The sequence below is a fragment of the Streptomyces alfalfae genome (assembly GCF_004127445.1).
Classification (GTDB): Bacteria; Actinomycetota; Actinomycetes; order Streptomycetales; family Streptomycetaceae; genus Streptomyces; species Streptomyces alfalfae.
In genome coordinates this window covers 17810-42739 of sequence record NZ_QEXM01000034.1, presented here as the reverse complement: position 1 = coordinate 42739, position 24930 = coordinate 17810, and the positions used below count along the sequence as shown (strand labels likewise).

At 72.7% G+C, this 24930-nt stretch carries 26 protein-coding genes; 14 read left to right on the top strand and 12 right to left on the bottom strand.

Translation table 11 applies throughout. The features are described from left to right. Window positions 1-9: 9 nt before the first annotated feature. A complete protein-coding gene (locus DCW30_RS14200; RefSeq protein ID WP_076687219.1) occupies window positions 10-915 on the top strand; it encodes a Gfo/Idh/MocA family protein in 906 nt (301 codons plus the stop codon). Here the strand turns inward: DCW30_RS14200 and lnt are convergent. The 3 genes from lnt to DCW30_RS14185 form a co-directional block, all read right to left on the bottom strand. After that, complete coding sequence (gene lnt, locus DCW30_RS14195; protein ID WP_237283586.1) at window positions 839-2614, bottom strand: apolipoprotein N-acyltransferase; 1776 nt, start codon at window positions 2612-2614, stop codon at window positions 839-841. The two genes, DCW30_RS14200 and lnt, sit on opposite strands and share 77 nt — an antisense overlap. A gap of 848 nt (window positions 2615-3462) precedes the next feature. Further along, complete coding sequence (locus tag DCW30_RS14190; protein ID WP_076687220.1) at window positions 3463-3960, bottom strand: nuclear transport factor 2 family protein; 498 nt, start codon at window positions 3958-3960, stop codon at window positions 3463-3465. Window positions 3961-4086: 126 nt separating this feature from the next. Beyond that, window positions 4087-4266 (bottom strand): hypothetical protein, encoded by a 180-nt coding sequence (locus DCW30_RS14185; RefSeq protein WP_076687221.1) that lies wholly within the window; start codon window positions 4264-4266, stop codon window positions 4087-4089. A 133-nt stretch (window positions 4267-4399) separates the two neighbouring features. Between DCW30_RS14185 and DCW30_RS38345 the strand changes: the two genes are divergently transcribed. The 3 genes from DCW30_RS38345 (at window position 4400) to DCW30_RS14175 (ending at window position 6349) form a co-directional block, all read left to right on the top strand. Continuing rightward, complete coding sequence (locus tag DCW30_RS38345) at window positions 4400-4546, top strand: hypothetical protein (RefSeq protein WP_479683389.1); 147 nt, start codon at window positions 4400-4402, stop codon at window positions 4544-4546. A 295-nt stretch (window positions 4547-4841) separates the two neighbouring features. After that, a complete protein-coding gene (locus DCW30_RS14180) occupies window positions 4842-5516 on the top strand; it encodes a PASTA domain-containing protein (RefSeq protein ID WP_076687222.1) in 675 nt (224 codons plus the stop codon). Between the two features lie 131 nt (window positions 5517-5647). Next, complete coding sequence (locus DCW30_RS14175) at window positions 5648-6349, top strand: poly-gamma-glutamate hydrolase family protein (protein ID WP_076687223.1); 702 nt, start codon at window positions 5648-5650, stop codon at window positions 6347-6349. Here DCW30_RS14175 and DCW30_RS14170 read toward each other — a convergent pair. After that, entirely contained in the window at window positions 6303-7175 is an 873-nt protein-coding gene (locus tag DCW30_RS14170) for an undecaprenyl-diphosphate phosphatase (protein ID WP_076687224.1), read from the bottom strand. The two genes, DCW30_RS14175 and DCW30_RS14170, sit on opposite strands and share 47 nt — an antisense overlap. Window positions 7176-7548: 373 nt before the next feature. Then, window positions 7549-8253 carry a TVP38/TMEM64 family protein gene (locus DCW30_RS14165; RefSeq protein ID WP_076687225.1) on the bottom strand — a complete coding sequence of 235 codons (705 nt, stop codon included), beginning with the start codon at window positions 8251-8253 and terminating at the stop codon, window positions 7549-7551. 49 nt (window positions 8254-8302) lie between these two features. Here DCW30_RS14165 and DCW30_RS14160 point away from each other — a divergent pair, with 49 nt between their 5' ends. The 3 genes from DCW30_RS14160 (at window position 8303) to DCW30_RS14150 (ending at window position 11693) form a co-directional block, all read left to right on the top strand. Continuing rightward, window positions 8303-9001, top strand: coding sequence for a DNA alkylation repair protein (locus DCW30_RS14160; protein WP_076687226.1), 699 nt, complete (start codon window positions 8303-8305; stop codon window positions 8999-9001). Between the two features lie 405 nt (window positions 9002-9406). After that, window positions 9407-10576: an elongation factor Tu gene (gene tuf, locus DCW30_RS14155; protein ID WP_076687227.1), complete on the top strand. Its 1170-nt coding sequence runs from the start codon at window positions 9407-9409 to the stop codon at window positions 10574-10576. A gap of 325 nt (window positions 10577-10901) precedes the next feature. After that, entirely contained in the window at window positions 10902-11693 is a 792-nt protein-coding gene (locus DCW30_RS14150; RefSeq protein ID WP_076689566.1) for a spermidine synthase, read from the top strand. Here the strand turns inward: DCW30_RS14150 and DCW30_RS14145 are convergent. The 4 genes from DCW30_RS14145 to DCW30_RS14130 all read right to left on the bottom strand — a co-directional run bounded on the left by DCW30_RS14145 (window position 11655) and on the right by DCW30_RS14130 (window position 16446). Next, window positions 11655-13088, bottom strand: coding sequence for an MFS transporter (locus DCW30_RS14145; RefSeq protein ID WP_079250198.1), 1434 nt, complete (start codon window positions 13086-13088; stop codon window positions 11655-11657). The two genes, DCW30_RS14150 and DCW30_RS14145, sit on opposite strands and share 39 nt — an antisense overlap. A gap of 91 nt (window positions 13089-13179) precedes the next feature. Beyond that, the gene (locus DCW30_RS14140) at window positions 13180-14280 is read right to left on the bottom strand and encodes a DUF8017 domain-containing protein (RefSeq protein WP_076687228.1); all 1101 of its coding nucleotides are present in this window, start codon (window positions 14278-14280) and stop codon (window positions 13180-13182) included. Window positions 14281-14367: 87 nt separating this feature from the next. Further along, window positions 14368-15390 carry a DUF8017 domain-containing protein gene (locus DCW30_RS14135; RefSeq protein WP_076687229.1) on the bottom strand — a complete coding sequence of 341 codons (1023 nt, stop codon included), beginning with the start codon at window positions 15388-15390 and terminating at the stop codon, window positions 14368-14370. 87 nt (window positions 15391-15477) lie between these two features. Continuing rightward, window positions 15478-16446 carry a DUF8017 domain-containing protein gene (locus tag DCW30_RS14130; RefSeq protein WP_076687230.1) on the bottom strand — a complete coding sequence of 323 codons (969 nt, stop codon included), beginning with the start codon at window positions 16444-16446 and terminating at the stop codon, window positions 15478-15480. A 96-nt stretch (window positions 16447-16542) separates the two neighbouring features. Between DCW30_RS14130 and DCW30_RS14125 the strand changes: the two genes are divergently transcribed. Beyond that, on the top strand, window positions 16543-16986 hold the full coding sequence (locus DCW30_RS14125; RefSeq protein ID WP_062771091.1) for a DUF4442 domain-containing protein: 444 nt from the start codon (window positions 16543-16545) through the stop codon (window positions 16984-16986). Between the two features lie 164 nt (window positions 16987-17150). After that, window positions 17151-17819 (top strand): DedA family protein, encoded by a 669-nt coding sequence (locus DCW30_RS14120; protein WP_076687231.1) that lies wholly within the window; start codon window positions 17151-17153, stop codon window positions 17817-17819. Between the two features lie 2 nt (window positions 17820-17821). Here the strand turns inward: DCW30_RS14120 and DCW30_RS14115 are convergent, their stop codons facing one another. Further along, window positions 17822-18355 (bottom strand): gamma carbonic anhydrase family protein, encoded by a 534-nt coding sequence (locus DCW30_RS14115; protein WP_076687232.1) that lies wholly within the window; start codon window positions 18353-18355, stop codon window positions 17822-17824. Between the two features lie 134 nt (window positions 18356-18489). Here DCW30_RS14115 and DCW30_RS14110 point away from each other — a divergent pair, with 134 nt between their 5' ends. The 3 genes from DCW30_RS14110 to DCW30_RS14100 all read left to right on the top strand — a co-directional run bounded on the left by DCW30_RS14110 (window position 18490) and on the right by DCW30_RS14100 (window position 20562). After that, complete coding sequence (locus DCW30_RS14110; protein WP_076687233.1) at window positions 18490-19227, top strand: acyltransferase; 738 nt, start codon at window positions 18490-18492, stop codon at window positions 19225-19227. A 123-nt stretch (window positions 19228-19350) separates the two neighbouring features. Next, on the top strand, window positions 19351-19935 hold the full coding sequence (locus tag DCW30_RS14105) for a helix-turn-helix domain-containing protein (RefSeq protein ID WP_076687234.1): 585 nt from the start codon (window positions 19351-19353) through the stop codon (window positions 19933-19935). 66 nt (window positions 19936-20001) lie between these two features. Beyond that, window positions 20002-20562: a YbaK/EbsC family protein gene (locus DCW30_RS14100; RefSeq protein WP_076687235.1), complete on the top strand. Its 561-nt coding sequence runs from the start codon at window positions 20002-20004 to the stop codon at window positions 20560-20562. Between the two features lie 10 nt (window positions 20563-20572). Here DCW30_RS14100 and DCW30_RS14095 read toward each other — a convergent pair whose 3' ends face one another. Next, entirely contained in the window at window positions 20573-21769 is a 1197-nt protein-coding gene (locus tag DCW30_RS14095; protein ID WP_076687236.1) for a CaiB/BaiF CoA transferase family protein, read from the bottom strand. 387 nt (window positions 21770-22156) lie between these two features. Between DCW30_RS14095 and DCW30_RS14090 the strand changes: the two genes are divergently transcribed. Continuing rightward, entirely contained in the window at window positions 22157-22906 is a 750-nt protein-coding gene (locus DCW30_RS14090; RefSeq protein WP_076687237.1) for a GNAT family N-acetyltransferase, read from the top strand. Further along, complete coding sequence (locus DCW30_RS14085) at window positions 22906-23721, top strand: lysophospholipid acyltransferase family protein (protein WP_079250199.1); 816 nt, start codon at window positions 22906-22908, stop codon at window positions 23719-23721. Before DCW30_RS14090 ends, DCW30_RS14085 begins: the two co-directional genes overlap by 1 nt. Here DCW30_RS14085 and DCW30_RS14080 read toward each other — a convergent pair. Beyond that, entirely contained in the window at window positions 23705-24754 is a 1050-nt protein-coding gene (locus DCW30_RS14080; protein ID WP_076687238.1) for a chitinase, read from the bottom strand. The genes DCW30_RS14085 and DCW30_RS14080 overlap by 17 nt on opposite strands. Between the last annotated feature and the right edge of the window lie 176 nt (window positions 24755-24930).

The following is a 24930-nucleotide window of genomic DNA, read 5'->3' as shown; positions in this document are numbered from 1 at the left end:
GAGACAGTGGTGAAGATCGGCTGCATCGGACTCGGTGACATCGCGACGAAGGCGTACCTGCCCGTCCTCACCACACAGCCCGGGGTCGAGCTGCACCTGCAGACGCGCACGCCGGCGACGCTCGCCCGGGTCGCCGGCGCCCACCACATCCCCGACGCCCGCTGCCACACCGACCTCGACGCCCTGCTCGACCAGGGCCTCGACGCCGCGTTCGTGCACGCCCCGACCACCGTGCACCCGGAGATCGTCGGCCGGCTCCTCGACGCGGGCGTCCCGACATATGTCGACAAGCCCATAGCGTACGAACTCGCCGAATCGACCCGCCTGGTGGGGCTGGCCGAGGACCGCGGCGTGAGCCTCGCCGTCGGCTTCAACCGCCGCTACGCGCCCGGTTACGCCCAGTGCGCCGACCACCCGCGCGAACTGATCCTCATGCAGAAGAACCGCGTCGGCCTGCCCGAGGACCCGCGCACGCTCGTGCTCGACGACTTCATCCACGTCGTGGACACCCTGCGCTTCCTGGCGCCGGGCGAGATCGACCACGTGGGGGTGCGCGCCCGGGTCGTGGACGGCCTCATGGAGCATGTGGTGCTCCAGCTCGCGGGCGACGGTTTCACCGCGCTCGGCGTGATGAACCGGCTGAGCGGTTCCACCGAGGAGATCCTCGAGGTCTCGGGGCAGGACACCAAGCGGCAGGTCGTGAACCTCGCCGACGTCATCGACCACAAGGGCCAGCCCAGCGTGCGGCGGCGCGGCGACTGGGTGCCGGTGGCCCGTCAGCGGGGCATCGAGCAGGTCGTCCTCGCCTTCCTCGACGCCGTACGGGCGGGCAAGGTCCTCAGCGCCCGGGATGCGCTGGCGACCCATGAACTGTGCGAGCGCGTGGTCCGTGCGGCTCAGGAGCAGAGCGCCTGAGCGACCGGACGCCCTCGGCGGCGCACAGCACGGTGACCACGACCAGCGCGCCGTGCACGGGCCAGTCGCCCCACCGGACGTACGCGGTCGTGCCCGTGGCCAGTGGCACGTCGTAGACCTTGGCGGTGCTCGCCGAGGCGCCGATCGGGGCGCCCGCGCGGGAGCCGTCGGGGCCGTGGACCGCGGAGACGCCGGTGAGCGTCGCGTGCACCATGGGGCGGCCCGTCTCGGCGGCGCGCACCGCGGCGAGCGAGGCGTGCTGCTCGGGCGCCCAGCTGGACTGGAACGACGAGGTGGCGGACTGGGCCAGCAGCAACTGCGCCCCGTCGCGGGTCAGCCGGCGGCTCATGTCGGGGAACGCCGACTCGAAGCAGACCAGCGGCCCGACGCGCAGCCCGGGGCCCGCGTCCATCAGGACCTGGCGGTCGCCGCGCCTGCGGTCCTCGCCGGCGGCCTTGCCGACGGAGGTGGCCCAGCCGAGCAGGGAACGCGCCGGTATGTACTCCCCGAACGGCACGAGCCGCATCTTGTCGTAGCGGTCCCCGGTCGGGCCTCCCGGGCCCACCAGGACGGAGCTCTTGAAGATGCCGGGGCGGTCGGAGCGGCGGGCGTCGACGTTCACGAGCAGATCGGCGCCGACCTCGCGGGACAGCGTGGCGAGGCGACGCGCCACGTCGGGCCGTTCGGCGAGGTCGAACCCGACGCTGCTCTCGCCCCACACCACCAGGTCGGGGTCCTGCCCCGCCAGGGCCCGGGTCAGCGCCTCCTGCCGGTCGAACCGCTTCTGCGGCCCCGAGACGCCGTCGATGACACCGGGCTGCACGACGGCGATACGGACCTCCCCGGCGGCCTGGGGGCGCGGGGCCCACGCCGAGGCGGCCGCGGCGAGGGCGGCCACGGCGAGGATTCCCGCGCAAGCGGGGACGGCGGTGACGGCGACGCGTGCGGTGGTGCGAGGCGCGGGGGACTGTGCGGCGGTATGGGGGGCGTGGGGCGACTGTGCGGTGGTGCCGGACGTGGGGGACTGCCCGGTGGTACGGGGGGTGGGGACCTCCGGGGCGGTGGCCGGGGCGGTGGCGCCCGTGACTCCTGGTCCCGTGCCGTCCGGCCCCGAGGCGCCGGTGCGGGATGCCGGGCCATGCGCCGCCGCCAGCCGCCCCGCCAGGGTCAGCGCCAGCAGCGCGAGGCCCACGTTCACCACCACGACCAGTGCGCTGACCAGCCACACCCCGCCCACCGACGCGAGCCGCAGCGCCGGGGCCACCTGCCACTGGCTGGAACCGAGCAGGCCCCAGGGGCCGCCCAGGTTCTCCCACGACCGTGCCAGTTCGACCATCAGCCAGCCCGAGGGCAGGACCACCAGGGACGCCGTGGCCCGCCCCGGAGACGCCGCGCCGCCGAGCAGGCGGCGGACCAGCCAGCCCCACGGCGCCCACAACAGCCCCAGCAGCGCTGCTATGACCACGGTGAAGACATGCAGGCTGGGCAGCAGCCAGTGGTGTACGGCGACCATGAAGCCCAGGCCGCCGAGCCAGCCGTCGAGCATGGCCCGCCGGGCGGTGGGAGCGGTGCGGATCAGCAGGATCCAGGGGACCAGCGCCCCGTACGCGAACCACCACAGCGACGGCGCGGGGAAGGCGAGGGCGGGGAGCGCGCCGGCCAGGGCGGCGATGCCGCCGCGCGACCAGCGTGAGGCCATGGCCCGCCGGGCGAGAGCCCCGGACCGACCCCGCCGGTCGCCGCCTTGCGTGCCGCCTCCCGTGCCGCCTCGGGTGGTGGCCGCGGTGCCGTCTCCGGTGCTGACCCCGGAGCCGTCTCCCGCGCCGTCGCCGTCGCGGTCGCCGAACTGATACATGCAGCGCCTTTCTCGATCCCGCCGCCCCGCCGGGCGTCCCAGTGTGCGCGCCCTCGGCGATCTAGAACAGGGGGTATTCGTGCTCGGCGGCACGGGGCGGGGGGAGCGGGGCGGTCCTCGGCGGAGGCCGGCCGGTTTCCGGCGGGGGTGAGTCAGTTCTGCCGGAGGCGGAGGCGGGCCGGTTCACGTGGACGGCCGGAGCGGGCCGGATCGCCTGCACGGTTGGGGTGGGGCACTTCCCGGTGGGTGGCTGGAGTGGGTCACTTCCGGGTGGGGGGAGCGAACACTCTCCGGCGGGCGGTCGGAGTGGGGCACTTCCCCGTGGGCGGCTGAGGTGGGTCACTTCCGGGTGGGTGGCTGGAGTGAGCATTGACCGGCGGGCGGCTGAGGTGGGTCACTTCCGGGCGGGCGGCTGGAGTCGGGCACTCCCCGGTGAGCGGCTGGAGTGGGTCACTTCCGGGTGGGCGGCCGGAGTGAGCATTACCCGGCGGGCGGCCGGAGTGGGGCACTCCCCGGTAGGCGGCTAAAGCGGGTCACCCCCCCCGGTGGGCGGCCGGGATGGGCCATCCCGCGGCGGTGGGGCCGGCCCGACGGAGGAGCGGGCCATGTCGGGCAGCCATGCAGGGCTGACCGGCGGCCCGGCCCGGCCGGTCAGGACGGCCACCTGCCGCGTCAGCGCGAGCCGGATCGGATCACTTCCGGGTGGCTGCTGCCTCGCGGGCCCGCTCGCTGATCCGGCGCCACTTCTCCTCCACCGTGACCTGCCGCAGCCGCCAGCCGGCGGGGGTCCGCAGGAGCGCGAAGGAGTACCGACCGCCGCACTCGAAGTCCGGCGCCGTGGACTGCGCGTCGCCGTCGCGGTCCGGGAACCGCATGGGGTTCACATAGTCGGCCCGCACACGCGCGGTGTCGCCGACGTCCTGGTCGAGGAGGCCGAACTCCAGCTTCCGGTTGACGATGAGATGTTGGCGCATCGGGAACATCCGCATGGTCTCGGCCAGCCAGGCCGCGACCTCGGCGGCGCTTCCCGCGATACCGCCCGCCGAGCCGTAGTCGGCACGGCCCTGCGCGGCGAAGAGCCGCTCGTAGGCGCTCCAGTCGCCGTCGTCGACGGTCACCGCGTACTCGGTGATGAGGGCATCGATGGCCAAACGGTCGATCACGGCGGCCAGTTCCACGCGCTGCGTCATCGGCTCAGTGTTGGGCACGGGAGGTGCCGAGCCAAGGGGCGTGCAGGAACCGCGCCCGCCGGGTGGGCGGTGGTCCGGCGCCGAGGGCCGGCCGGGGCTGATCCGAACGACAGGCTCCAGGCGGCGCTAGGCGGCCTTCACGATCTCCGCGCGGACCGCTGCCGCCCACTCCGTCACCAGTCGCTCGTACTCGGCGCGCTGTTCGGCCGAGAGGCGTCCGCCGGCACGCAGCCACAGGCTGCGGATGCGCTCGTTCAGTTCCGCCGAAGAGCGCACGGAACCATGGGGTGGTGGGGTTAAGGGCATGCGGCCAGCCTAGGCGATACCTACGACAATCGGAACTGTCAGCTACCGCACACCTCCGCCAAGTGATCGATCGAGGCCGATCTGCCTCGGGTAGCCGCTCTCATATCGGTATGGAACGGTGGAAAGCGGCTCGATGGGTGTGACGTATCCCTGTCGAGTGCGTACGGAGCCCGCGCTGAGTTCTACCGAGAGAGGTGGCGAGATGTCGTCGAAGCGACGCCGTAAGAAGAAGGCCCGCCGCAAGCACGCGGCCAACCACGGAAGCCGCCCCCAGTCCTAGGCCCGGCCACCAGGCCGGCGTGGTCCGCCGTGGTCCGGCAGGGTGCCACCGTCCGGCGGGAAGGTGGCGCCCGTGCCGGGGTGGCGTTCGTCGCCGGGGTGACGCCCACGTGTGCCTGTATGCGCTCCGCGCAGGACGGGCGAACGCGAGGTGGCAGAGGACGAACCAGGGGTGAGTGGAGGGCGGACAGGGGGCGAACAGAGGATCGAGGTCCCCCAAAACGTCACTGCGTCTTCACCGTCCCCCACGTGGCGCATGATGATCCCTTCAGCACCTGCGCCATCCCAGGGGGATCATGCACGCCCGCTCCATCGCCGCCGCGCTCGTCGTCGGCACCAGCCTGTTCGCACTCACCGGCTGCGGCCCGGACCAGGCATCGAGCACCGGTACGAGCACCACCACCGACAAGCCCGTCGTCACCGGAGAAGCGGACGAAGGGGCGTCGGAGGAGAAGGCGGGGGACGAGGAGGCGGGGGACGAGAAGGCCGAGACCGCCGCGCTGCCGGACATGACCGGCAAGGGGCTGCAGTCCGCGCAGGACCAGGCACAGGCGGCCGGTTTCTACGGCCTCACCTCGCACGACGCGCTCGGCCGCGACCGTATGCAGGCCTTCGACCGGAACTGGAAGGTCTGCTCGCAGACCCCGAAGGCCGGGGACCACTCGACCGACACCAAGGTCGACTTCGCCGCGGTCAAGCTCGAGGAGACCTGCCCCGCCCAGGACGCGGGCGCGGAAGAGCCCCGGGCCGCGGGAGCGAAGATGCCCGACTTCACGGGCAAGGCGGTCAAGGTGGCGCGCGGGGCCCTCGACTCCGGCACCAGCATCACGGTCAATGACGCCTCGGGTCAGGACCGTTTCATCCTCATGGAGTCGAACTGGCAGGTGTGCGGCCAGGAGCCCGCCGCGGGCGCCAAGCTCGACGGCCGGCCCGTGACGCTCAGTGCGGTGAAGTTCGAGGAGTCCTGCTGACGTCATGGCGGTATAGGACACTTGTGCGCGCAACGTCACCGCCGGACGGCACCGCCGACTCCGGGCACGTAGGGACGGCGACCGGTGGTGACAGCGCCTCCGACTACAGCCCGGAGGGGGCGTGAGATCACGTGGCGGATCTGTACGGCGATTGGGCGGAGCTCGCGGCGGCGGAGGTCGACGGTGTCGACTACCGGATCCGGTCCACCGACCCGGCGGGGGCGTCCTTGGCGTCCATCGCCATCCACGGCGGCGGCATCGAGGCGGGGTCCGGTGAAATGGCCCGTGAGGTCGCCGGGACGTGGCTGCGGTACTACGAACTCGACGGAATGAAGTCCTCCGGCAACGGCGACCTGCACATCACGTCGACGAACTACGACGAGCCCCGCGCCCTCGCCCTGGTGGCGACGGCCCGCGGCTGCCTGTCCTTCCACGGCTATCAGGACGACGACCGCCTGCTCTCCACGACCGCCATCGGCGGCCGGGACACCGCACTGGCCGCCCGCGCGGCCGGCGAACTGCGGGCCGCCGGCTTCACCGTGACCGCCGCCACGGGCGACATCGCGGGCACCAACCCCGCCAACATCTGCAACAGGACGCTGTCGGGCAGCGGCGTACAACTGGAGATGAGCCAGGCCCTGCGCCGCAGCTTCTTCCCCGGCGGGGACCTCACCCGCCCGTCACGCGAGTCGGGCGCCCGCACGGAGGCCTTCTTCCGCTACGCGGCGGCCCTGCGCTCGGCCTGCACCGTCCCGGCCCCGGCCCCGGCCGCGGACCGCTCGGAACTCATCCCGCCGACTCGCCCGCGTGCGGGCTCAGGACGCCCATGCTGACCAGGACGATCAGGACGAGGCCGAGTACGACGCGGTAGTAGACGAAGGGCATGAAGCTCTTCGTGGTGATGAACTTCATGAACCATGCGATGACCGCGTAGCCGACGACGAACGCGACGATCGTCGCGAAGATCGTGGGGCCCCAGGAGACGTGTCCCTCGCCCGCGTCCTTCAGTTCGAAGACGCCGGAGGCGAGGACCGCGGGAATGGCCAGGAGGAAGGAGTAGCGGGCCGCGGCCTCGCGGGTGTAGCCCATGAGGAGGCCGCCGCTGATCGTGGCGCCCGAGCGCGAGACGCCGGGGACCAGGGCCATGGCTTGGCAGATGCCGAAGATCAGGCCGTCCCTGACCCCGAGTTCCCGCAGGCTCTTGCGCTCCCGCACCACGCGGTGCCTGCCGCCCGTCTCGTCGCGGGCCGCCAGGCGGTCGGCGATGCCGAGCACGATGCCCATCACGATCAGCGTCGTGGCGATGAGCCGCAGGTCGCGGAACGGGCCCTCGATCTGGTCCTTGAACGTCACGCCGAGCACCCCGATCGGGATCGAGCCGACGATGACCAGCCAGCCCATCTGCGCGTCGTGGTCCGAGCGCGGCACCTTCCCGAAGAGGGAGCCGAACCACGCCGACAGGATCCGCGAGATGTCCTTGCGGAAGTAGATGAGCACGGCGGCCTCGGTGCCGATCTGCGTGATCGCCGTGAACGCCGCCCCGGGGTCGTGCCAGCCGGCGAACGCCGCCGTCAGCCGCAGATGCGCGCTGGACGAGATGGGGAGGAACTCGGTCAGTCCCTGGACGAGCCCGAGGATGAAGGATTCAAGCCAAGACATGAGTACTGCGCCGTCCAAGTACTGATCATCGGACCGCGGCTGCGGTCGGAGCGGTCATCGAGAGGCGTGGCGGGGGAGCGAGGCTGGCAAAGGCAGGGGTGGCAAGGGGGGACAAGGGATGGGCGAACGCCGGAACGCGGGGGGTGACCGTCCGATCACGTCCCTCGTCCGGGGGGCAGCGTAGCGGCACAAAGTTACGGGCTGGTGCGAGGCCCGCCTGGCCGGCGCCGGCCACCACTGCGGACCCGCCCCGCGACAACCTCCTGCGCCCGCCTCCCACGGCGACCTTCCGGGGCCACCGACAGGCTCAGCCCCGCCGGGCGGCCCGCGCGGCCCGCGGAGACCCGAACGTCTCCGAAGCCCCCGAAATGATTCAGCGCCCGCGCAAGTGATGCCGCTTGAACCAGGCCACCGTCGCCCCGCCGAGCCCCGTGACCGCGATGAACCCCATGGCGATCAGGAAGGCCGGGGAGGTCGGCGTGGAGGCGCGGGCGCCCGCGATGACGTAGGCCGCGGTGTTCGGGATCGACCCGAGGCCCGTGGCGAGCAGGAACGGCAGCCAGCCCATGCGGGAGACCGCCGCGCAGTAGTTGGCCGCGGCGAACGGCACCCCGGGGAAGAGCCGCACCGCCAGCATCGATCGGAAGCCGTGCCGGCTGAGCTGGCCGTCCGCGGCCCGCAGCCACTTGCCCCGCAGCAGCGGCCGGAGCGCGTCCTGCCCCAGCATCCGCCCGAGCCCGAAGGCGATGCCCGCCCCGAACACCGTGCCGCCGATCGCCGCGACGAGACCCGCCTGCGTGCCGAAGAGCGCGCCCGCCGCCAGATTGAGCAGCGGGCGCGGCACGAACGCGGAGGTGCACGCCCCGTAGGCCACGGCGAACAGCGCCACCGCCGTGGCGCCGCCGAGCTGGGCGATCCAGCCGCCGGAGAGCAGCCGCTGCGGCTCGAAGACCAGCACGCACGTCCCCGCCGCCGCCAGCAGCAGGACGAGCAGCGACAGCCGCGACCACGGCGAAAACAGCACTTTGGTGCAGCGCACGGCGAAGGCCTGCGGGCGGGCGGTTGCGGTCTCGGGCATCCGGGCAGACTAACCGGCTCATGTGTCTGATCGCCGTATGGTGCGTCTCATGAGCGTCACAGTGCCGCGAAGTGACCTGGCCGACACCGTGCTCGGACGGCTCGTCACCACCTTCTCCGCGGCGGCCGATCCACCGCGTGCCGCGCACATGCGCGCGTACATGAAGGACGTCGCCCCCTTCCTCGGTCTGACCTCACCGATCCGCCGTGAGCTGGCCAAGACCGTCCTCGCGGGGACGCCACGCCCCGACGAGGACGACTGCGCGGCCATCGCGCTGCGCTGCTGGGCGCTGCCCGAACGCGAGTACGCCTACTTCGCCGCCGACTACCTGCGCCGCCACATCCGCCGCTGTTCGTCCGGCTTCCTGCCCGTCGTACGCCATCTCGTGACGACGAACCCCTGGTGGGACACCGTCGACGCGCTCGCCGCCCACGTCGTCGGCGGGCTCGTCGCCGCCGATCCGCGGCTGCGGACCGCCATGGACGCGTGGATCGAGGACGACGACCTCTGGGTGGTCCGCACCGCCCTCCTGCACCAGCTCCGCCGCAAGGAGTCCACGGACGCGGAGCGCCTCTTCGCCTACTGCCTGCGCCAGTCGGGACACCCCGACTTCTTCATCCGCAAGGCCGTCGGCTGGTGCCTGCGGGAGTACGCCAAGACGGACCCGGACGCCGTACGCGCCTTCGTCGCACGGGAGCGGGGCAGGCTGGCGCCGCTCTCGGCACGGGAGGCGACGAAGAATCTCTGAGACCGCCGGGAGAAACGAACGAAGACCGAAGGATCTCCATGACCGTCCGGCGGCCCATACGGCCGTCCGGTGGCCTTCGTGGCCCTCTGGTGGCCCTCATGACCCTCCGGCGGTCTTCACGGCCGTCCGGCGGTGGAAAACCATTCGACGTGGGCGTCCTCTTCGGTGAGGATCGGACCCATGTTCCGGTACGCCTTCCTCGCAGCCACGCCCGCAGTCGCGGGCGCTGCGAAGGCTGCCGTCCCGACTCCCGACGCCTTCCACGGCGCCCGAGGCTGACCCTCCCCGGACATTCCGGCGGACCCCGCAGGGGGAGGGTCGGTCAGGCCCCGGGGTCCCCGTCCCGACCGTGCGCACCGCCGCCGGTCCGGGACCACTGCTTCGAGTTCCGGAGAAGGAACCGCCATGTCCAAGACGGCCTACGTCCGCACCAAGCCGCACCTCAACATCGGCACCATGGGGCACGTCGACCACGGCAAGACCACCCTGACCGCCGCCATCACCAAGGTCCTCAGCGAGCGCGGCACCGGCACGTTCGTGCCCTTCAACCGCATCGACCGCGCGCCGGAGGAGGCGCAGCGCGGCATCACCATCAACATCGCGCACGTCGAGTACGAGACGGACACCCGCCACTACGCGCACGTGGACATGCCGGGCCACGCCGACTACGTCAAGAACATGGTCACCGGCGCCGCCCAGCTCGACGGGGCGATCCTCGTCGTCTCGGCGCTCGACGGGATCATGCCGCAGACCGCCGAGCACGTGCTGCTCGCCCGCCAGGTCGGCGTCGACCACATCGTCGTCGCCCTCAACAAGGCCGACGCGGGTGACGAGGAGCTGACCGACCTCGTGGAGCTGGAGGTCCGCGACCTGCTCTCCACGCACGGGTACGGAGGTGAGTCCGTGCCCGTGGTGCGGGTCTCGGGGCTCAAGGCCCTGGAGGGCGACCCGCGGTGGACCGCCGCGATCGAGGCGCTGCTCGACGCCGTGGACACGTACGTGCCGATGCCCGAGCGCTACCTCGACGCGCCGTTCCTGCTGTCCGTCGAGAACGTGCTGACCATCACCGGCCGCGGCACCGTCGTCACCGGCGCCGTCGAGCGCGGCGCCGTCCGCCTCGGCGACCGCGTGGAAGTGCTCGGCGCGGACACCGAGACGGTGGTCACCGGCCTGGAGACCTTCGGCAAGCCCATGGAGGAGGCGCAGGCCGGCGACAACGTGGCGCTGCTCCTGCGCGGCCTGCCACGCGACGCGGTCCGCCGCGGCCACGTCGTCGCGGCGCCCGGCAGCGTCACCCCGAGGCGGCGCTTCACCGCGCAGGTGTACGTCCTGTCGGCCCGCGAGGGCGGCCGTACGACGCCGATCGCCACGGGGTACCGGCCGCAGTTCTACATCCGCACCGCGGACGTCGTCGGCGACGTCGACCTCGGCGAGGCGGCCGTGGCCCGCCCCGGCGACACGGTCACGATGGCGGTGGAGCTGGGCCGTGACATGCCGCTGGAGGTCGGCCTCGGCTTCGCGATCCGCGAGGGCGGCCGCACGGTCGGCGCGGGCACCGTGACGGAGGTCGCCTGACGGGCGGGTGACCTGCCGAGTCCGTACGAACGGACGTCCGCCCCGGGGGCATCGGGCCCCCGGGGCGGACGGGCACAATGGGCGCGTGGACGACGAGTGCGGGGGCGACGAGCGCCGGGATGACGACGGCGACAAGGGCGGCGACGGCATCGAGGGCGGCGAATACGGCGAGGGGGCCGGAGAGATCCGAGGGACCGGAGGGGGCGGAGGGACAGACCGGGGCGAAGGGACAGACGGGGGCGGGTGGACAGGCGGGGACGAAGTCGTGGCGGACGACGAGGCCATCCCCGTGGCTCGCGCCGTCGACCACGGCTTCGCCAAGCTGATGCCCGACGTCGACCGCCCGCGGGCCTGGCTGCTCACCGTCGACGGCGCCCCCCAGTCGTACGTGGACCTGGACGAGCCCACGTACCTGGAGTTCGAGTACGCGCGGCGTCTCGCGCACGTCCTGGACACCGCGGCCGGGCCGGGGCGACCGCTCGACGCCGTCCATCTCGGCGGCGGCGCCCTGACGCTGCCCCGCTACGTCGCCGCCACCCGGCCGGGGTCCCGGCAGGACGTGGTCGAGGCCGACCGGGGGCTGCTCGAACTGGTCGCCGAGCAGGTGCCGTGGGCCGGCGGCGACGGGATCTCCGTCCACGCGGCCGACGCCAGGCAGTGGCTTGAGGCGGCGCCGGACGACAGCGCCGACGTCTTGGTGGCGGACGTCTTCGGCGGCTCACGGGTCCCCGCGCACCTCACGACCGTCGCGTACGCCCGCACCGCCGGCCGTGTGCTGCGGCCCGGCGGCGTCTACGCCGCGAACCTGGCCGACGGCGCGCCCTTCGCCTTCCTCCGCTCCCAGCTCGCCACCTTCGCGGCGGTCTTCGGGGAACTGGCGCTGATCGCCGAGCCGTCCGTGCTGCGCGGTCGCCGCTTCGGCAACGCGGTGCTCGTCGCCTCGCACCGCCCGCTCGACATCGCCGCCCTCGCCCGGCGCGCGGCCTCCGACGCCTTTCCTGCACGGGTCGAGCACGGGGACGCGCTGCGGCGGCTCATCGGCGGGGCGGAAGCGGTGCGCGACGAGGACGCCGTGCCCTCACCCGAGCCGCCCGATGGAGCGTTCGTCATCGGCTGAGGTCCTGTCGGCCAGGGTTCTGTCGGCCAAGGCCCTGGCGGCCCCGATCTTGTCGGCCAAGGCCCCGTCGGCCGCGGTCCTCTCGGCCAGGGCCGTGTCGACCGTCGCGGAACCGGAACCGGAACCAGAAACGGGGCTCGGCACGGGGGCGCCCGTCACCTCCGCGGTCCGGCGCGTAAGATGACGTACGTCGGGCACCAGCAGGACGGCCGCCGTCACCAGGACCACGAGCAGCGCGCAGCCCCACAGCGAGGGGCCGCGCCCGAACGCGGACTCCGCGGGGCCCGCGAGAGCCGTGGCGAGGGGCACCATCGCGATCGAGCCGAACCAGTCGTAGGCGGCGACGCGCGACAGCTTCTCCTCCGGGATCTCCTGGTGCATGGCGGTCATCCACGAGACGCCGAAGACCTCGATCGCCACGCCGCTGACGAACATCACCGCGGCGAGCCCGGCCACTGGCAGCGGTACCGCGAGCGCCGCCGACGGCGCGGCCAGCGGGAAGACGCAGAGGGTGCCCGCGAACAGCAGCCTGCGGGGTTTCCACCGCATCATCAGGAAGGCGCCGCCGACGGTGCCCGCACCGAACGCGCCGAGCGCCAGGCCCCACGGTCCCGCCCCGCCGAGATCGTCCCGGGCCACCAGCGGCCCGAACACCGACTCGGCGGCGCCCACCACCGCCACGACCACGGAGAACTGCGCGACGATCGACCAGAGCCAGGGCCGGCCGGTGAACTCCCGCCAGCCGTCGCGCAGATCCGCGAGGAGTCCGCCGCCGGGGGCGCGCGGGGGTATGTGGCTGACGTCGAGGAACATCCGCAGGGCGCCCGCGAGGGCGAACGCCGCCGCGTCCACCGCGAGCACCCAGCCGGGGCCGAGCGCCGAGACCATCAGACCGCCGAGCGCGGCTCCGCCGAGGCCCGCGCCCTGCATCGCCATGCGGTACAGCGCGAACGCCCTGCTGACCTGCTCCCCGCTGACCGAGGACATCAGCATGCCCTCGGCCGCGGGCCCGAAGAAGGCCTGGCCGACGCCGCCGAGGCCGCACAGGAGCATCATCTGCCACAGCTGCGGTTCGCCCGCGATGACGAGTGCGGCGAAGGCGGCCTGCGAGGCGCAGTTCAGGGCGTTGGCGGCGACCATGACGTGGTGCCTCGGCAGCCGGTCGGCGACCGCGCCGCCGATGAGCAGGAACAGGACGAGCGGCAGTGTCCGCGCGGCGGCCACCAGACCGACGTCCCCACCGTCGCCCCCGGCGTCGAGGACCGCGAACGCCGCCGCGATCAACGCCCCGTGGCTCCCGAGGTTCGTCACGATCGCGGCGGCGGTCAGCAGAGTGTAGTTGCGGCCCGCCCAAGAGGGGCGTCGGCGGCGCGGCAGGGGGAGGCGAATCGTCACTCCGGGACTATCCCGGTCACCGGTCCGACTTGCCAAACCGTTTGTTTCCCGTGACCGGTGCGGCCGGTGTGGCCGGGGCTGCTGCCGCCCCTCACGAACCCTCGGACGCCGCCTTGCTCCAGCGCACGGTGGAGAGGATCTTCTTCACCGTGTCGTCGGAGATCTCGTCCTTGACGCCCTTGGCGCCGTAGAGGGTCCAGGCCACGTACTCCCCGGCCTCGTTCTTGAAGCCGAACGTGGTCGCCTTGCCGTCCGAGTCGCACTTGGCGGAGGTGGCCGTGCCGGTCGTCGTGGACGTGGCGAGGCTGCCCTTGATGCCGGAGTCGGTGGTGTAGTCCTCGATCTTGCTGATCTTGATCTTCTTCTTGTCGGCCTTGGTCTGCTCGGTGAAGCCGCCGTAGACCCACCACGCGGAGTCGTTGCGCGCGATGTCCTCGGTGCTCTTGGCGCCGTTCTGGCCCTTGGTGCCGACCGTGGCCAGCGAGGTGTCGTCGGGCTCGCCGTCCTTGTCGCCGTCCGCCGTGCACCACTTCTCCTTGTAGACCGCGGGCGCCGACATGCCGATGATCGTCTTCGCGCCGTTGTCCTTGCGGTCGTCGAAGCCGACGAAGGTGTCCGGCGTCTCGACCTTCCAGTCGGCGGGCACGTCGAAGGCGGTGCCCCACTTGGGGTTCACGACGACCTGCCAGCCGTCGATCGTCGGCTTGTCCTCGCCGCCCTCGCCGCGCTCGTTGCCGTCGTCGGTGGCCGTCGGGCTCGGCTTCTTCGTCGCGGACTTCGAGGGCTTCGCGGGCGAGGCGTCGTCTTCCTTGTCCCCGTCATCGCCGAGGACGAGGAAGCCGGTGACGCCGGCCGCCACCACCACGGCCAGCGAGGCGATGATGGCGGTGATCTTCGTCTTGTTGCCGCCGCCACCGCCCTGGCCGCCGCCCGGCTGCTGCGGCATCGGGGGCTGCGTCGGAGCGGACCACTGCGGCTGCTCGGGCTGCGAGTAGCCGCCCGGCTGCGGCTGCTGGTAGCCGCCCGGGGCCGGCTGCTGCGGGTACCCGCCGGCGGGCTGCTGGTACCCCGACTGCTGGTACCCGGGCTGCTGGTACGGGTTGGGCTGCTGGTAACCCGGCTGCTGATACGGGTTCGGATTCTGGTCCTGCGGGTTCTGCTCGCCCCCGGGCGGCTGCTTTTCTGGCCACATGGCCAGTAACCATAGAGGTGCCGGGGCGCCGGGTGCCACGGGCCCTCGCGGTGGACGGCGGGGAGGCCCGTGGCCCGGGACGAGTTGTCAGGATTTCGTCGGCTCGCCGTGGGTCCGCACCGTGCTGAGGATCTTCATGACCGTGTCCTCGGAGACCTCGTCCTTGACGCCGCTGGAGCCGTACAGGCTCCACGAGACGTACGTCCCCTCCGAGTTCTTGAAGCCGAAGGTGATCGCCTTGCCGTCCGTGGCGCACTTGCCGGACATCGGGGTGCCCTTGGAGCGGGCCCAGGCATAGCTGCCCTTGATGCCCGACTTCGTGGTGAAGGGCTGCGCCTTCTCGTCGACCGTGTAGCTCTTCTTGTCGGGCTGGGTGTACGCCGCGTAGACCCATGACTCGGACTGGATGAGCGCGATCTCGTCGGTGTTCTTCGCACCCTTGGCGCCCTTGGTGCCCACGGCCGCCAGCTCGTGGTCCTCGTTCCTGCCGTCCTTGTCGTCGTCGGCGGTGCACCACTTGGGCTTGAGGTACGCGGGGCCCGACATGGTCATGAGCGGCTCGCCGGTCTTGTCGTCCGAGTACGTGAGCGCCGTGTCGGGGTTCTGCACCTCCCACTCCGGCGGCACGTCGAAGGCGGTGCCCCACCGGGGGTTCACCACGACGTGCCAGCCCTTGATGGTCGGCTTGAGCCCGTTGTCGGCGTCGCGCCCGCCGTCGTCACCGTCGTCCGCGGTGGCCGGCGCCTGCGAGGCGCCCTTCGACGGGGAGCCGCCCGCGCGGTCCTCGCCGTCCCCGTCGCCGCCGAGCACCAGGAACCCGGTCACACCGGCGGCCACGACCACCGCGAGCGCCGCCACGATGGACAGCACCTTGACCCGGTTGCCCCCGCCCCCGCCCCCACGGCCACCCGACGCCACGGGCACGGTCGGCGCACCCCACTGCCCCTGCGGCCCGGCCCCGGGCTGCTGATAGGGGTTGGGCGCCTGATACCCGGGCTGCTGATACGGATTGGGCTGCTGGTACCCCGGCTGCTGGTACGGGTTCGCGTTCTGGTCCTGCGGATTCTGCTGGTTGTGCCCGCCCCCGGGCGGCTGCTGTCCTGGCCACATGGCCGGAAACGATACGGGGGCGGCTCGGCGGGGTCGCAGCCGCCCCGGCGTGCGACGGTGGGCCCGGCGGGCTCACTTGACGGAGCCTCAGTCCTCCGGTGCCTCGTACAGGCGTACCGTCGAGAGGATCTTCTTGACGGTGGTGTCCGGGACCTCGTCCGGCACGCCCTTGGCCCCGGCGAAGGACCAGGAGGCGAACTCGCCCTCGGCGTTCTTGAAGGCGAACACGGTGGCCTTGCCGTCGGAGTCGCACGTGCTCTCCTTCTCGACGCCTTCGGAGGAAGCCGTCACCAGGCTGCCCTTCAGACCCGACGCGGTGGTGTACGGGGCGGGCTCACCGACGGTGATCTCCTTCGTGGACGGCTGCGTGTATCCGCCGTAGACCCAGTCGCGGGCGTCCCTGCGGGCGATGCCGTCGGTGTTCTTGGCGCCTCTGTTGCCGCGTGAGCCCGCGGCGGCGAGCGCGGAGTACTCCTTCTTGCCGTTCTTGTCCTCGTCGGAGCCACACCACTCCTCCTTGAGGAGCGCGGGCGCGCCCATGGTGACGAGCGGCTTGTCCTCGGGGTCCTTGTCATCGGAGACGTAGTGGACCCAGGTCTTGGTCTGCGGCGCCCATGCGCGCGGTACCTCGAAGGCGATGCCCCGCGCCGGGTTCGTGATCACCTGCCAGCCCTTGATGGTCGGCTTCGGCTCGCCGCCGTCGTCACGCGGATTGCTGTCGGAACCGGAAGCGCCGGCCGACGGCGTGGCCGCGCCTTCCGTCGGCTCCGGCTTCGCCTCGTCGTCCTTGTCGCCGCCGAGGACCAGGTACCCGGTCACGGCCGAGCCGACGACCACGGCCGCGGCCAGGCAGAGCGCGATCACCTTCGTCCTGCCGCCGGAGCCGGACGGCGGCCCGGGCGGCGTGGGTCCCGGTCCGCCGGGCATGGTCGGTGCGTTCCACGGCGCCGGGCCCGCCTGCGGATCCGTCTGCTGGTACCCCGGCTGCAGGTACGGGTTCGGGTGCTGCTCCGGCTGGTTCTGCTCGCCCCCGGGCGGCTGCTGTCCTGGCCACATGGGAGGTCAGCCTAGGGGGGACGTGATCCGTGGGGGAGAGGGGCCTGGTCAAGTGGGCTACTGGTTAGTAACATCGGGGGCATGAGCGCAGACCAGATGTCGATCGGCGAGATGCTCGCCGCCACGGTGCCGATGGCACGGACCCTGAACCTGGAGTTCCGGGAGACCGCGCCCGACAAGGCCGTGGTGGCCCTGCCGGACCAGAGCGAGTACCACAACCACGTCGGCGGGCCGCACGCCGGAGCCATGTTCACGCTCGGCGAGTCCGCGAGCGGGGCCATCGTCCTCGCCGCGTTCGGCGCGCAGCTCTCCCGGGCCGTGCCGCTCGCCGTCAGCGCCGAGATCGCGTACAAGAAGCTGGCCATGGGGCCCGTGACGGCCACCGCGACGCTCGGCAGGCCGGCCGAGGACGTCGTGGCCGAGCTCGACGCGGGGCAGCGGCCCGAGTTCCCCGTCACCGTCGAGATCCGGCGCGCGGACGGCGCCGTCACCGGTGAGATGCGGGTGGTCTGGACGCTTCGGCCCAACGACGCCGGCTGATCAGCCCCCCGTCGGAGGGGAGACGCGAGCGAGTCGTGCGGCCCGGGGCGTTCGTGCGTCCCGGGCTTCGGCGTTCCCGGGCGGTTGATCCGTCCGGGTAGGCTGCCCGGGGTCCGCGCACAGGCATTTCGGCGCACAGGCAGTCCGTACGGGAGGAACCGGCGTTGCACGTCCAGGAGTGGCTGGAGCACGTACCAGCCGTCAGCATCTACGCGCTGGTGGGAATCGTCATCGGCCTGGAGAGCCTGGGCATCCCGCTGCCCGGCGAGATCGTCCTGGTCTCCGCGGCGCTCCTCTCCTCCCAGCACGGCGACCTCAACCCCGTGATCCTCGGCGCGTGCGCCACCGCCGGCGCCATCATCGGCGACTCCATCGGATACGCGATCGGACGCAAGGGCGGCCGCCCGCTCCTGGCCTGGCTGGAGCGGAAGTTCCCCAAGCACTTCAGCGCCGCCAACGTCGGCAGCGCCGAGCGCTCCTTCCAGAAGTGGGGCATGTGGGCGGTCTTCTTCGGCCGCTTCGTTGCCCTGCTCCGCATCTTCGCCGGACCGCTCGCGGGCGTCCTGCGCATGCCGTACTGGAAGTTCGCCGTCGCCAACGTCCTCGGCGGCATCGTCTGGGCGGGCGGCACCACCGCGGTCATCTACTACATCGGCGTGGTCGCCGAGGACTGGCTGAAGCGCTTCTCCTACTTCGGGCTCGCCATCGCCGTGCTGATCGGCGTCGGCTCGATGCTCTTCGTCAAGCGCCGCGCCAAGAAGGCGGCCGCCGAGGCGGAGGCGGCACCGGCCACGGCCGCCGCCGAGCCGCAGCCGGTGCCCGTCGCCGACTGACGTCACTCCGCGGTGTGCGCGGCCCGGTGCGCCTTGGCCAGTTCGACGTACATCGTGCCGTTGTGGGAGATGCCCTCGCGCTCCTCGTCGGTGAGCGGCCTGCGCACCTTGGCGGGCACGCCCGCGACGAGTGAGCCCGGGGGCACCTCCATGCCCTGCGGCACCAGCGCCTGGGCCGCGACCAGCGACCCCGCGCCGATCACCGCGCCGTTGAGCACGGTGGCGCCCATGCCGATCAGGCAGTCGTCCTCGACCGTGCAGCCGTGCAGCACGGCGTTGTGACCGACCGAGACGCGCTCGCCGATGGTGATGGGAAAGCCCAGGTCGACGTGGAGGCTGCAGTTGTCCTGGATGTTGCTGTCGGCGCCCACGACGATGGGCCCGCAGTCGGCGCGCAGCACCGCGCCGTACCAGGCGCTCGCCCCGGCGTGCAGCGTCACCTCGCCGAGCACCACGGACGTCGGCGCGGTGAAGGCGTCCTGGTCGATCTCCGGGTCTTTGCCGCCGATGCCGGTGATGAGTGCCTCGTGGCCCATCGGGTGTCTCCCTCTTCGGTACGTCGTCACGCCTGAGCGCACGGTACGGGACACCGGGCCGGACGCGGCCGTGTGGGGTGAAGATCACAGGTCAGGGGTGCCCGGGGCCCCGGGTCACTGAGTAACGTGAGCGCGTGCCGAAGAACAGGAACACGTTCTCATCCCTCGCCGCGGCGCCTCGCCGGCTCGCGCAGCGCGCGGTCCACACGGGCTGGGCTTGGACGCAGCGGGCGGGCGCGGTCACCGCGGCGCACCCCGGGCGGCTGCGGTTCGGCGCGATCGGCGAGGGCACGAAGCTGGCCTTCCCGCAGGGCACGGTCTTCGGGGAGCCGTGGATCACGCTGGGCGACCACTGCATCGTGGGCGAGCACGTCACGCTGACCGCCGGGATGATGCCGGACCTGGACCTCGGCCCCGACCCGATCCTCCGCCTCGGCAACGGCGTCGTGCTCGGCCGCGGCAGCCACGTCATCGCCGACACCACGGTCACCATCGGCGACGACTGCTACTTCGGCCCCTACGTCTACGTGACGTCCACCAACCACTCCTACGACGACCCGCACACCCCCATCGGCAAGCAGTGGCCCCGCATGGACCCCGTCGAGATCGGCCCCGGCTGCTGGATCGGCACCGGCGCGGTGATCCTGCCCGGCGCCAGGATCGGCCGCAACGTCGTGGTCGCCGCGGGCGCGGTGGTGCGGGGCGAGGTGCCCGACCACGCGGTGGTGGCCGGGGCGCCCGCCCGCGTCGTGCGCACCTGGAGCGCCGAGCAGGGCTGGCAGCCGCCGCTGCGGACCCCGGCGCCGGTGCCGATCCCCGAGGGCGTCACGCCGGAACAGCTCGTCGCACTCGGCGAGTTGGCGGACGACTGAATCGCGCCGTGGCCCGCCCCGGCGCAGGGCGCCGCGCCAGCGCTGAGCGCCGTCCGGCATGGATACGGCGAGGCGTCGCAGTACAGTGTGGTGAACCATCCGGGCCCACATTTTGGACGGAACGTGTCGGACCTCGACCAGCTCACCCAGTCGCTCGCGCGCAACCTCAAGCGCTGGCGCACCGAGCGGGCCTTCACCCTCGACGCCCTCGCGGCCAGGGCGGGCGTCAGCCGCGGCATGATCATCCAGATCGAACAGGCCAGGACGAACCCGAGCGTCGGCATCACGGTCAAGCTCGCGGACGCGCTCGGCGTCAGCATCACCACGCTCCTCGACTACGAACAGGGCTCCCACGTCCGGCTCGTGCCACCGGAGCAGGCGGTGCGCCTGTGGTCCACGGAGGCGGGCAGCAGCAGCACGCTCCTGGTCGGCGCCGAGGCGCGCGGCCCCTTCGAGCTGTGGACCTATCACCTGCTGCCGGGCGAGGGCAGCGACTCCGACGCGCACCCGCCGGGCACCGTCGAGCTCCTGCACGTCACGCGGGGCGAGCTGACTCTCGCCGTGGACGGCGTCGAGCACGTGCTCCCGGCGGGGACGTCCGGCACGTTCGAGGCGGACGTGCCGCACGGCTACCGCAACAACGGCGTCGAGCCGGTCGACATGACCATGGCGGTCTCGGTGCCGCCCGCGCGGACCGCCTCGCACTGAGAGCTGTCACCACCTCGCACCGAGGCCTGTGAACCGCCTGCCGTCGGGCCCTGTCAACGTGCGGCCATGCGCGCTCCCCTCGGTGACTTCGACATCGTCCGTCCCGCCCCGGAGGCCCTCGACCTGCTGGTGACGCCCGTCGCCGAGGCCGTGCGCGGCTGGAGCGGGCCCGGCGAGGCCGACGAGCTGGTCCACGTGGACACCGACCCCGAGTGGGCCGACACCGCCACCTTCCTGGAGCACTACGGGCCCGAGCTGCACGACCGGTCCGCGAACTGCGTCGTCGTCGCGGGCAAGCGCGGCGGCGAGACCACGCTCGCCGCGTGCGTCGTCCTCTCCGGCACCCGCGTCGACGTGAACGGCGTCGTGCGCCGTCTGCTCGGCGCGCGCAAGGCCTCGTTCGCGCCCATGGACACGGCCACCGGCGAGACCGGCATGGAGTACGGCGGCATCACGCCGATCGGGCTGCCCGCGGCCTGGCCGCTCCTCGTGGACGCCGCCGTCGTCGACCTGCCGTACGTCCTCGTCGGCAGCGGCGTGCGGCGCGGCAAGCTGATCGTGCCGGGCAAGGTCTTCGCCGGGCTGCCGAACGCACAGGTCGTCGAGGGGCTCGGCACCGGGGTCTGACCGCGGGCCCTCAGCCGCAGACGCCCTCCGCCCGCAGCCGGGCGATGTCGTCCGCGTCACGCCCCAGTTCGGCGAGGATCGCCTCCGTGTGCTCACCCGCGTCCGGCACCGGGTCCATGCGGGGCGTCACCCCGGAGAGGACCGCCGGCGGCAGCAGCGCCTGTACGGGCTCGTCCGTGCCCGGCACCCGGATGTCGCGCCAGCGCCCGCGCTCGGTCAGCACGGGATGGGCGAGGAAGTCGTGGACGGAGTTCACCCCGGCGTTGGCGACGCCGGCGCGGTCGAGCAGTGCCGCCGCCTCGTCGCCGCCGAGTTCCGCGAAGCGTACGGAGACGATCGCCTCCAGCGCCTCGCGGTGCGCCACGCGGCTGGAACCGGTGGCAAAGCGCGGGTCGTCGGCCAGCTCGGCACGGCCGAGGAACTCACGGCAGAACGCGGCCCATTCGCGCTCGTTCTGCACGGACAGCATGACGTCCTTGCCGTCGGCGGCGGTGAAGGCCCCGTACGGGGCGACCGTCGCGTGCCGCGCTCCGACGCGGGGCGGCTGGGCGCCGCCGTAGCGCGTGTAGTAGGCGGGCTGGCTCACCCACTCGGCGAGCGCGTCGAAGAGGGAGACCTCCACGGTCGGCGCGCGGCCGGTCGTCGCCCGCGTGAACAGGGCGGACAGGACGCCGCTGTACGCGTACATCCCGCCCGCGATGTCGGCCACCGAGATCCCGGCCCGCACCGCCTCGTCCGGGGTGCCGGTGAGCTGGAGCAGCCCGGTCTGGCACTGCACGAGCAGGTCGTACGCCTTGCGGTCCGCCCACGGGCCGTCCGTGCCCCAGCCGCTGATGGTGCAGGGGATGAGGCGGGGGTGGCGGCCCTGGAGCTCCGGCGCGCCGAGACCGAGGCGGGTGGCGGCGCCGGGGGCGAGGTTCTGCACGAACACGTCCGCCCTCGCCAGCAGCTCCTCCAGGACTTCGAGGCCGCGCTCCGACTTGAGGTCGAGGGTGAGGGACTCCTTGGAGCGGTTCAGCCAGACGAAGTAGCTGGCCTGGCCGTGCACCGTGGTGTCGTACCGCCGCGCGAAGTCACCGCCGCCGGGCCGTTCGACCTTGATGACACGGGCGCCCAGGTCGGCGAGCTGCCGGGTGGCGAAAGGAGCCGCCACGGCCTGCTCCAGGCTGACGACGGTGATCCCGGTGAGCGGGAGGGGAGGAGGCATGCCGCGTATGTAACGGCCCGCGCCGCGACGCGTCAACGGTGCGGCCGGCGAGGCAGCGGTGCGACGGGGGAGACAGCGGTGCACAGGTGAGGCGACGGGCACGGGGCGCCGCGCACCGGCTTACGGCCCCGCCCCGTTCCCGACGTGCGCCGGACGCGTGACCGACGTGCTTCGGAGGTCCGGAGTTCAGCCGGCGCCGTCACCGTGCTGGACGTGACCGCACCCCGGGGCGCCCGCCCCGGCCCGACCGGATACCTGCTGGCCCGGCGCACCCGGCTTCCCCCGCGCCCCTTCCCCGTACGACGGCGTGCGGGTCCGCCCGGCCAGACCCGAAGCGCAGCGCCTCCGCACCCCACGTCCCCTCACCGACCCGAGAACGGAAGTGCCATGCCCTCGACCTCGCTCGTCTCGACGGCTGCCGGCTCCTACGCCATCTCCATCGCGGACACCGCCCAGCAGATCAGGGCCGCCCAGCGGCTGCGGTACCAGGTGTTCGGCGAGGAGATGGGAGCGGCGCTCGCCACGCCGCTGCCCGGCCACGACATCGACGCCTACGACGACGTCGCCGACCACCTCGTCGTCACCGACACCTCGACCGGCGAGGTCGTCGGGACCTACCGGCTGCTGCCGCCCGGCAGGACCCCGCTGTCCTACTCCGACGGCGAGTTCGACCTGGGCGACCTCGCCGGACTGCGTCCCTCCCTCGTCGAGGCGGGCCGGTCCTGCGTGCACCCCGACCACCGCTCGGGCGCCGTCATCAACCTCATGTGGTCCGCCCTCGCCCGCTACGTCCTGCTCTCCGGCCACCGGTACCTCGCGGGCTGCGCCTCCGTGCCGCTGGCCGACGGCGGCCGGGCCGCGGCCGGCGCCTGGCTGCTCGGCACGGGCAAGCACGCCTCGCCGCCCGTGCTGCGCGTGCACCCCCGCAACCCCTGGACGCCCACGGCCCCCGCCCCCGAGCGCCCCTCCTACGCCGACCTGCCGCCCCTGCTCCGCGGCTACCTCCGCCTCGGCGCGTGGCTGTGCGGAGCCCCCGCGCACGACCCGGAGTTCGACGTCGCCGACTTCTTCGTCCTCCTGGACATGGAGCGCCTCAGCGCGCGGCACCGCCGGTACTTCCTCGGCGAGGACGCGTGATGACCGCGACGAGCCCGTGGTCGGTCGACGGCGGCTGCCCGGCGAGCTGCGCCGCCGAGCCCGAGCCGCGCGTGTCCCTGGCCGAACTGGCGCGGCGCTACGCGGCGTTGACGTACACCCTGACCCGCGCCACCGCGCGCGGCGGCAGGATCGCGGACCCCGACACGCTGCGGGGCGAGGCGCGGGCGGTGCTCGCGGCGCTCGGGACGGGCCTGGAGACGGGGCTCCCGGCACGGCTCGGCGCACCGGACGGCGCGGGCCTCGGCACACTCGTCGTGGCCAACCACGTCTCCTGGCTCGACGCCGTCGCCCTGCTCGCCGTCGAACCGGTCGCCGTCCTCGCCAAGCGGGAGGTGGGCCGCTGGCCGGTGATCGGCCCGCTGGCCCGGCGCGCGGGCACCCGCTTCATCGACCGCGACGGCAGCCCGCGCCAACTGCCCCACACGGTGGCCGGGCTGGCAGACGCCCTGCGCGGCGGCACCTCGGTCCTCGTCTTCCCCCAGGCGACGACGTGGTGCTCCGAGGCGGGCGGGCGCTTCCGGCGGGCCCCCTTCCAGGCGGCCGCCGACGCGGGCGCGCCCGTGCGTCCGGTGACGGTCGCCTACCGGCAGGGCGGCGCCCCCAGCAAGGTCGCCGCCTTCCTCGGGGAGGAGGAGTTCACCGTCTCGCTGCGCCGGGTGGCCGCCGCGAAGGACCTGACCGTGCGCGTCACGGCGCACACCCCGCTGCGGGGCACGGACCGGCGGGCGCTGGCCGCCGCCGCGCGGGGCGCCGTGACGCGGCGCGTCGCCGGGTCCGTCACCGCAGCCGCTTGAAGTTGTCGCCGAACGTCCACCCCTTCGACCCGTCCCAGTTGATGGACCACGTCATCAGGCCCTTCAGGGCGCCGTTGTAGGTGTTCCAGGCCTGGGTCACCAGGTTCGGGGCCATGTGGCCGCCGCCCGCGCCCGGCTGGGCCGGGAGGCCGGGGACCTGTTTGTCGTAGGGGACCTTGATGGTGGTGCCCTGGATGACGAGGCCCTTGTTCAGGCAGTCGGTCTGCTTGGTGAAGCCCTGGACGGTGCCCGCGGAGTAGGAGTCGCCGGAGCAGCCGTACATGCTGCCGTTGTAGTACTGCATGTTCAGCCACCACAGGCGGCCGTTGTCCGCGTACTTCTTGATGACGGGGAGGTACGCGCCCCAGATCGAGCCGTAGACGACGCTGCCCCCGGTCACGTACGCCGTCTCGGGGGCCATGGTGAGGCCGAAGTTCGACGGCATCCGGGCGAGCACGCCGTCGATGATGCGGATGAGGTTGGACTGCGAGGCGGAGAGCTGGTTGATGTTGCCGCTGCCCACGAGGCCGGTCTCGATGTCGATGTCGATGCCGTCGAAGTTGTACTTCTTCAGGATCGGCACGATGGTCTCGACGAAGCGGTCGGCGACGGCGGAGTTGCTGAGGTCGATCCCTGCGGCGGCGCCGCCGATGGACATGAGGATGGTGGCGCCGTCCGCCTTGGCCTGGCACATCTCGGCGGGCGTCGCGACCTTCACCGTCGAGTCCATGCCGTCCTCCCACAGGACGGTGCCGTCCGAACGGATCACGGGGAAGGCGGCGTTGATCACGTTGTAGCCGTGCTCGCGGATGCGGGAGTCGGTGATCGGCGTCCAGCCGAACGGCGGGTGCACGCCGTTCGACGCGCCGTCCCAGTTCTCCCAGTAGCCCTGAAGGACCTTGCCCGCGGGCTTCGACTTCACCGCGCAGGTGTCGGCGCGCGGGGCGGCGGGGGCCGCCGCGGCGGCCGGCAGTTGGGCGGCACAGGCCAGCGCGACGGCCGACCCCAGCAAACGTAACGTCCGACCGAACACGCTGTGCTCCTTGGAGGCGAGGGGGGCGAGGAGACGTGCGTGGTGCGAGGCGTCACGCTAGGCAGGTCCGGACCAGCCGTCAATAGGTCTGGACCAAGTCGAGAGGTCGGGGTGGTCGCCGGGGGTGGAGTCAACGGTTCGGGTCAGCGGTTCGCGGTTCGCGGTTCGGGGTCAGC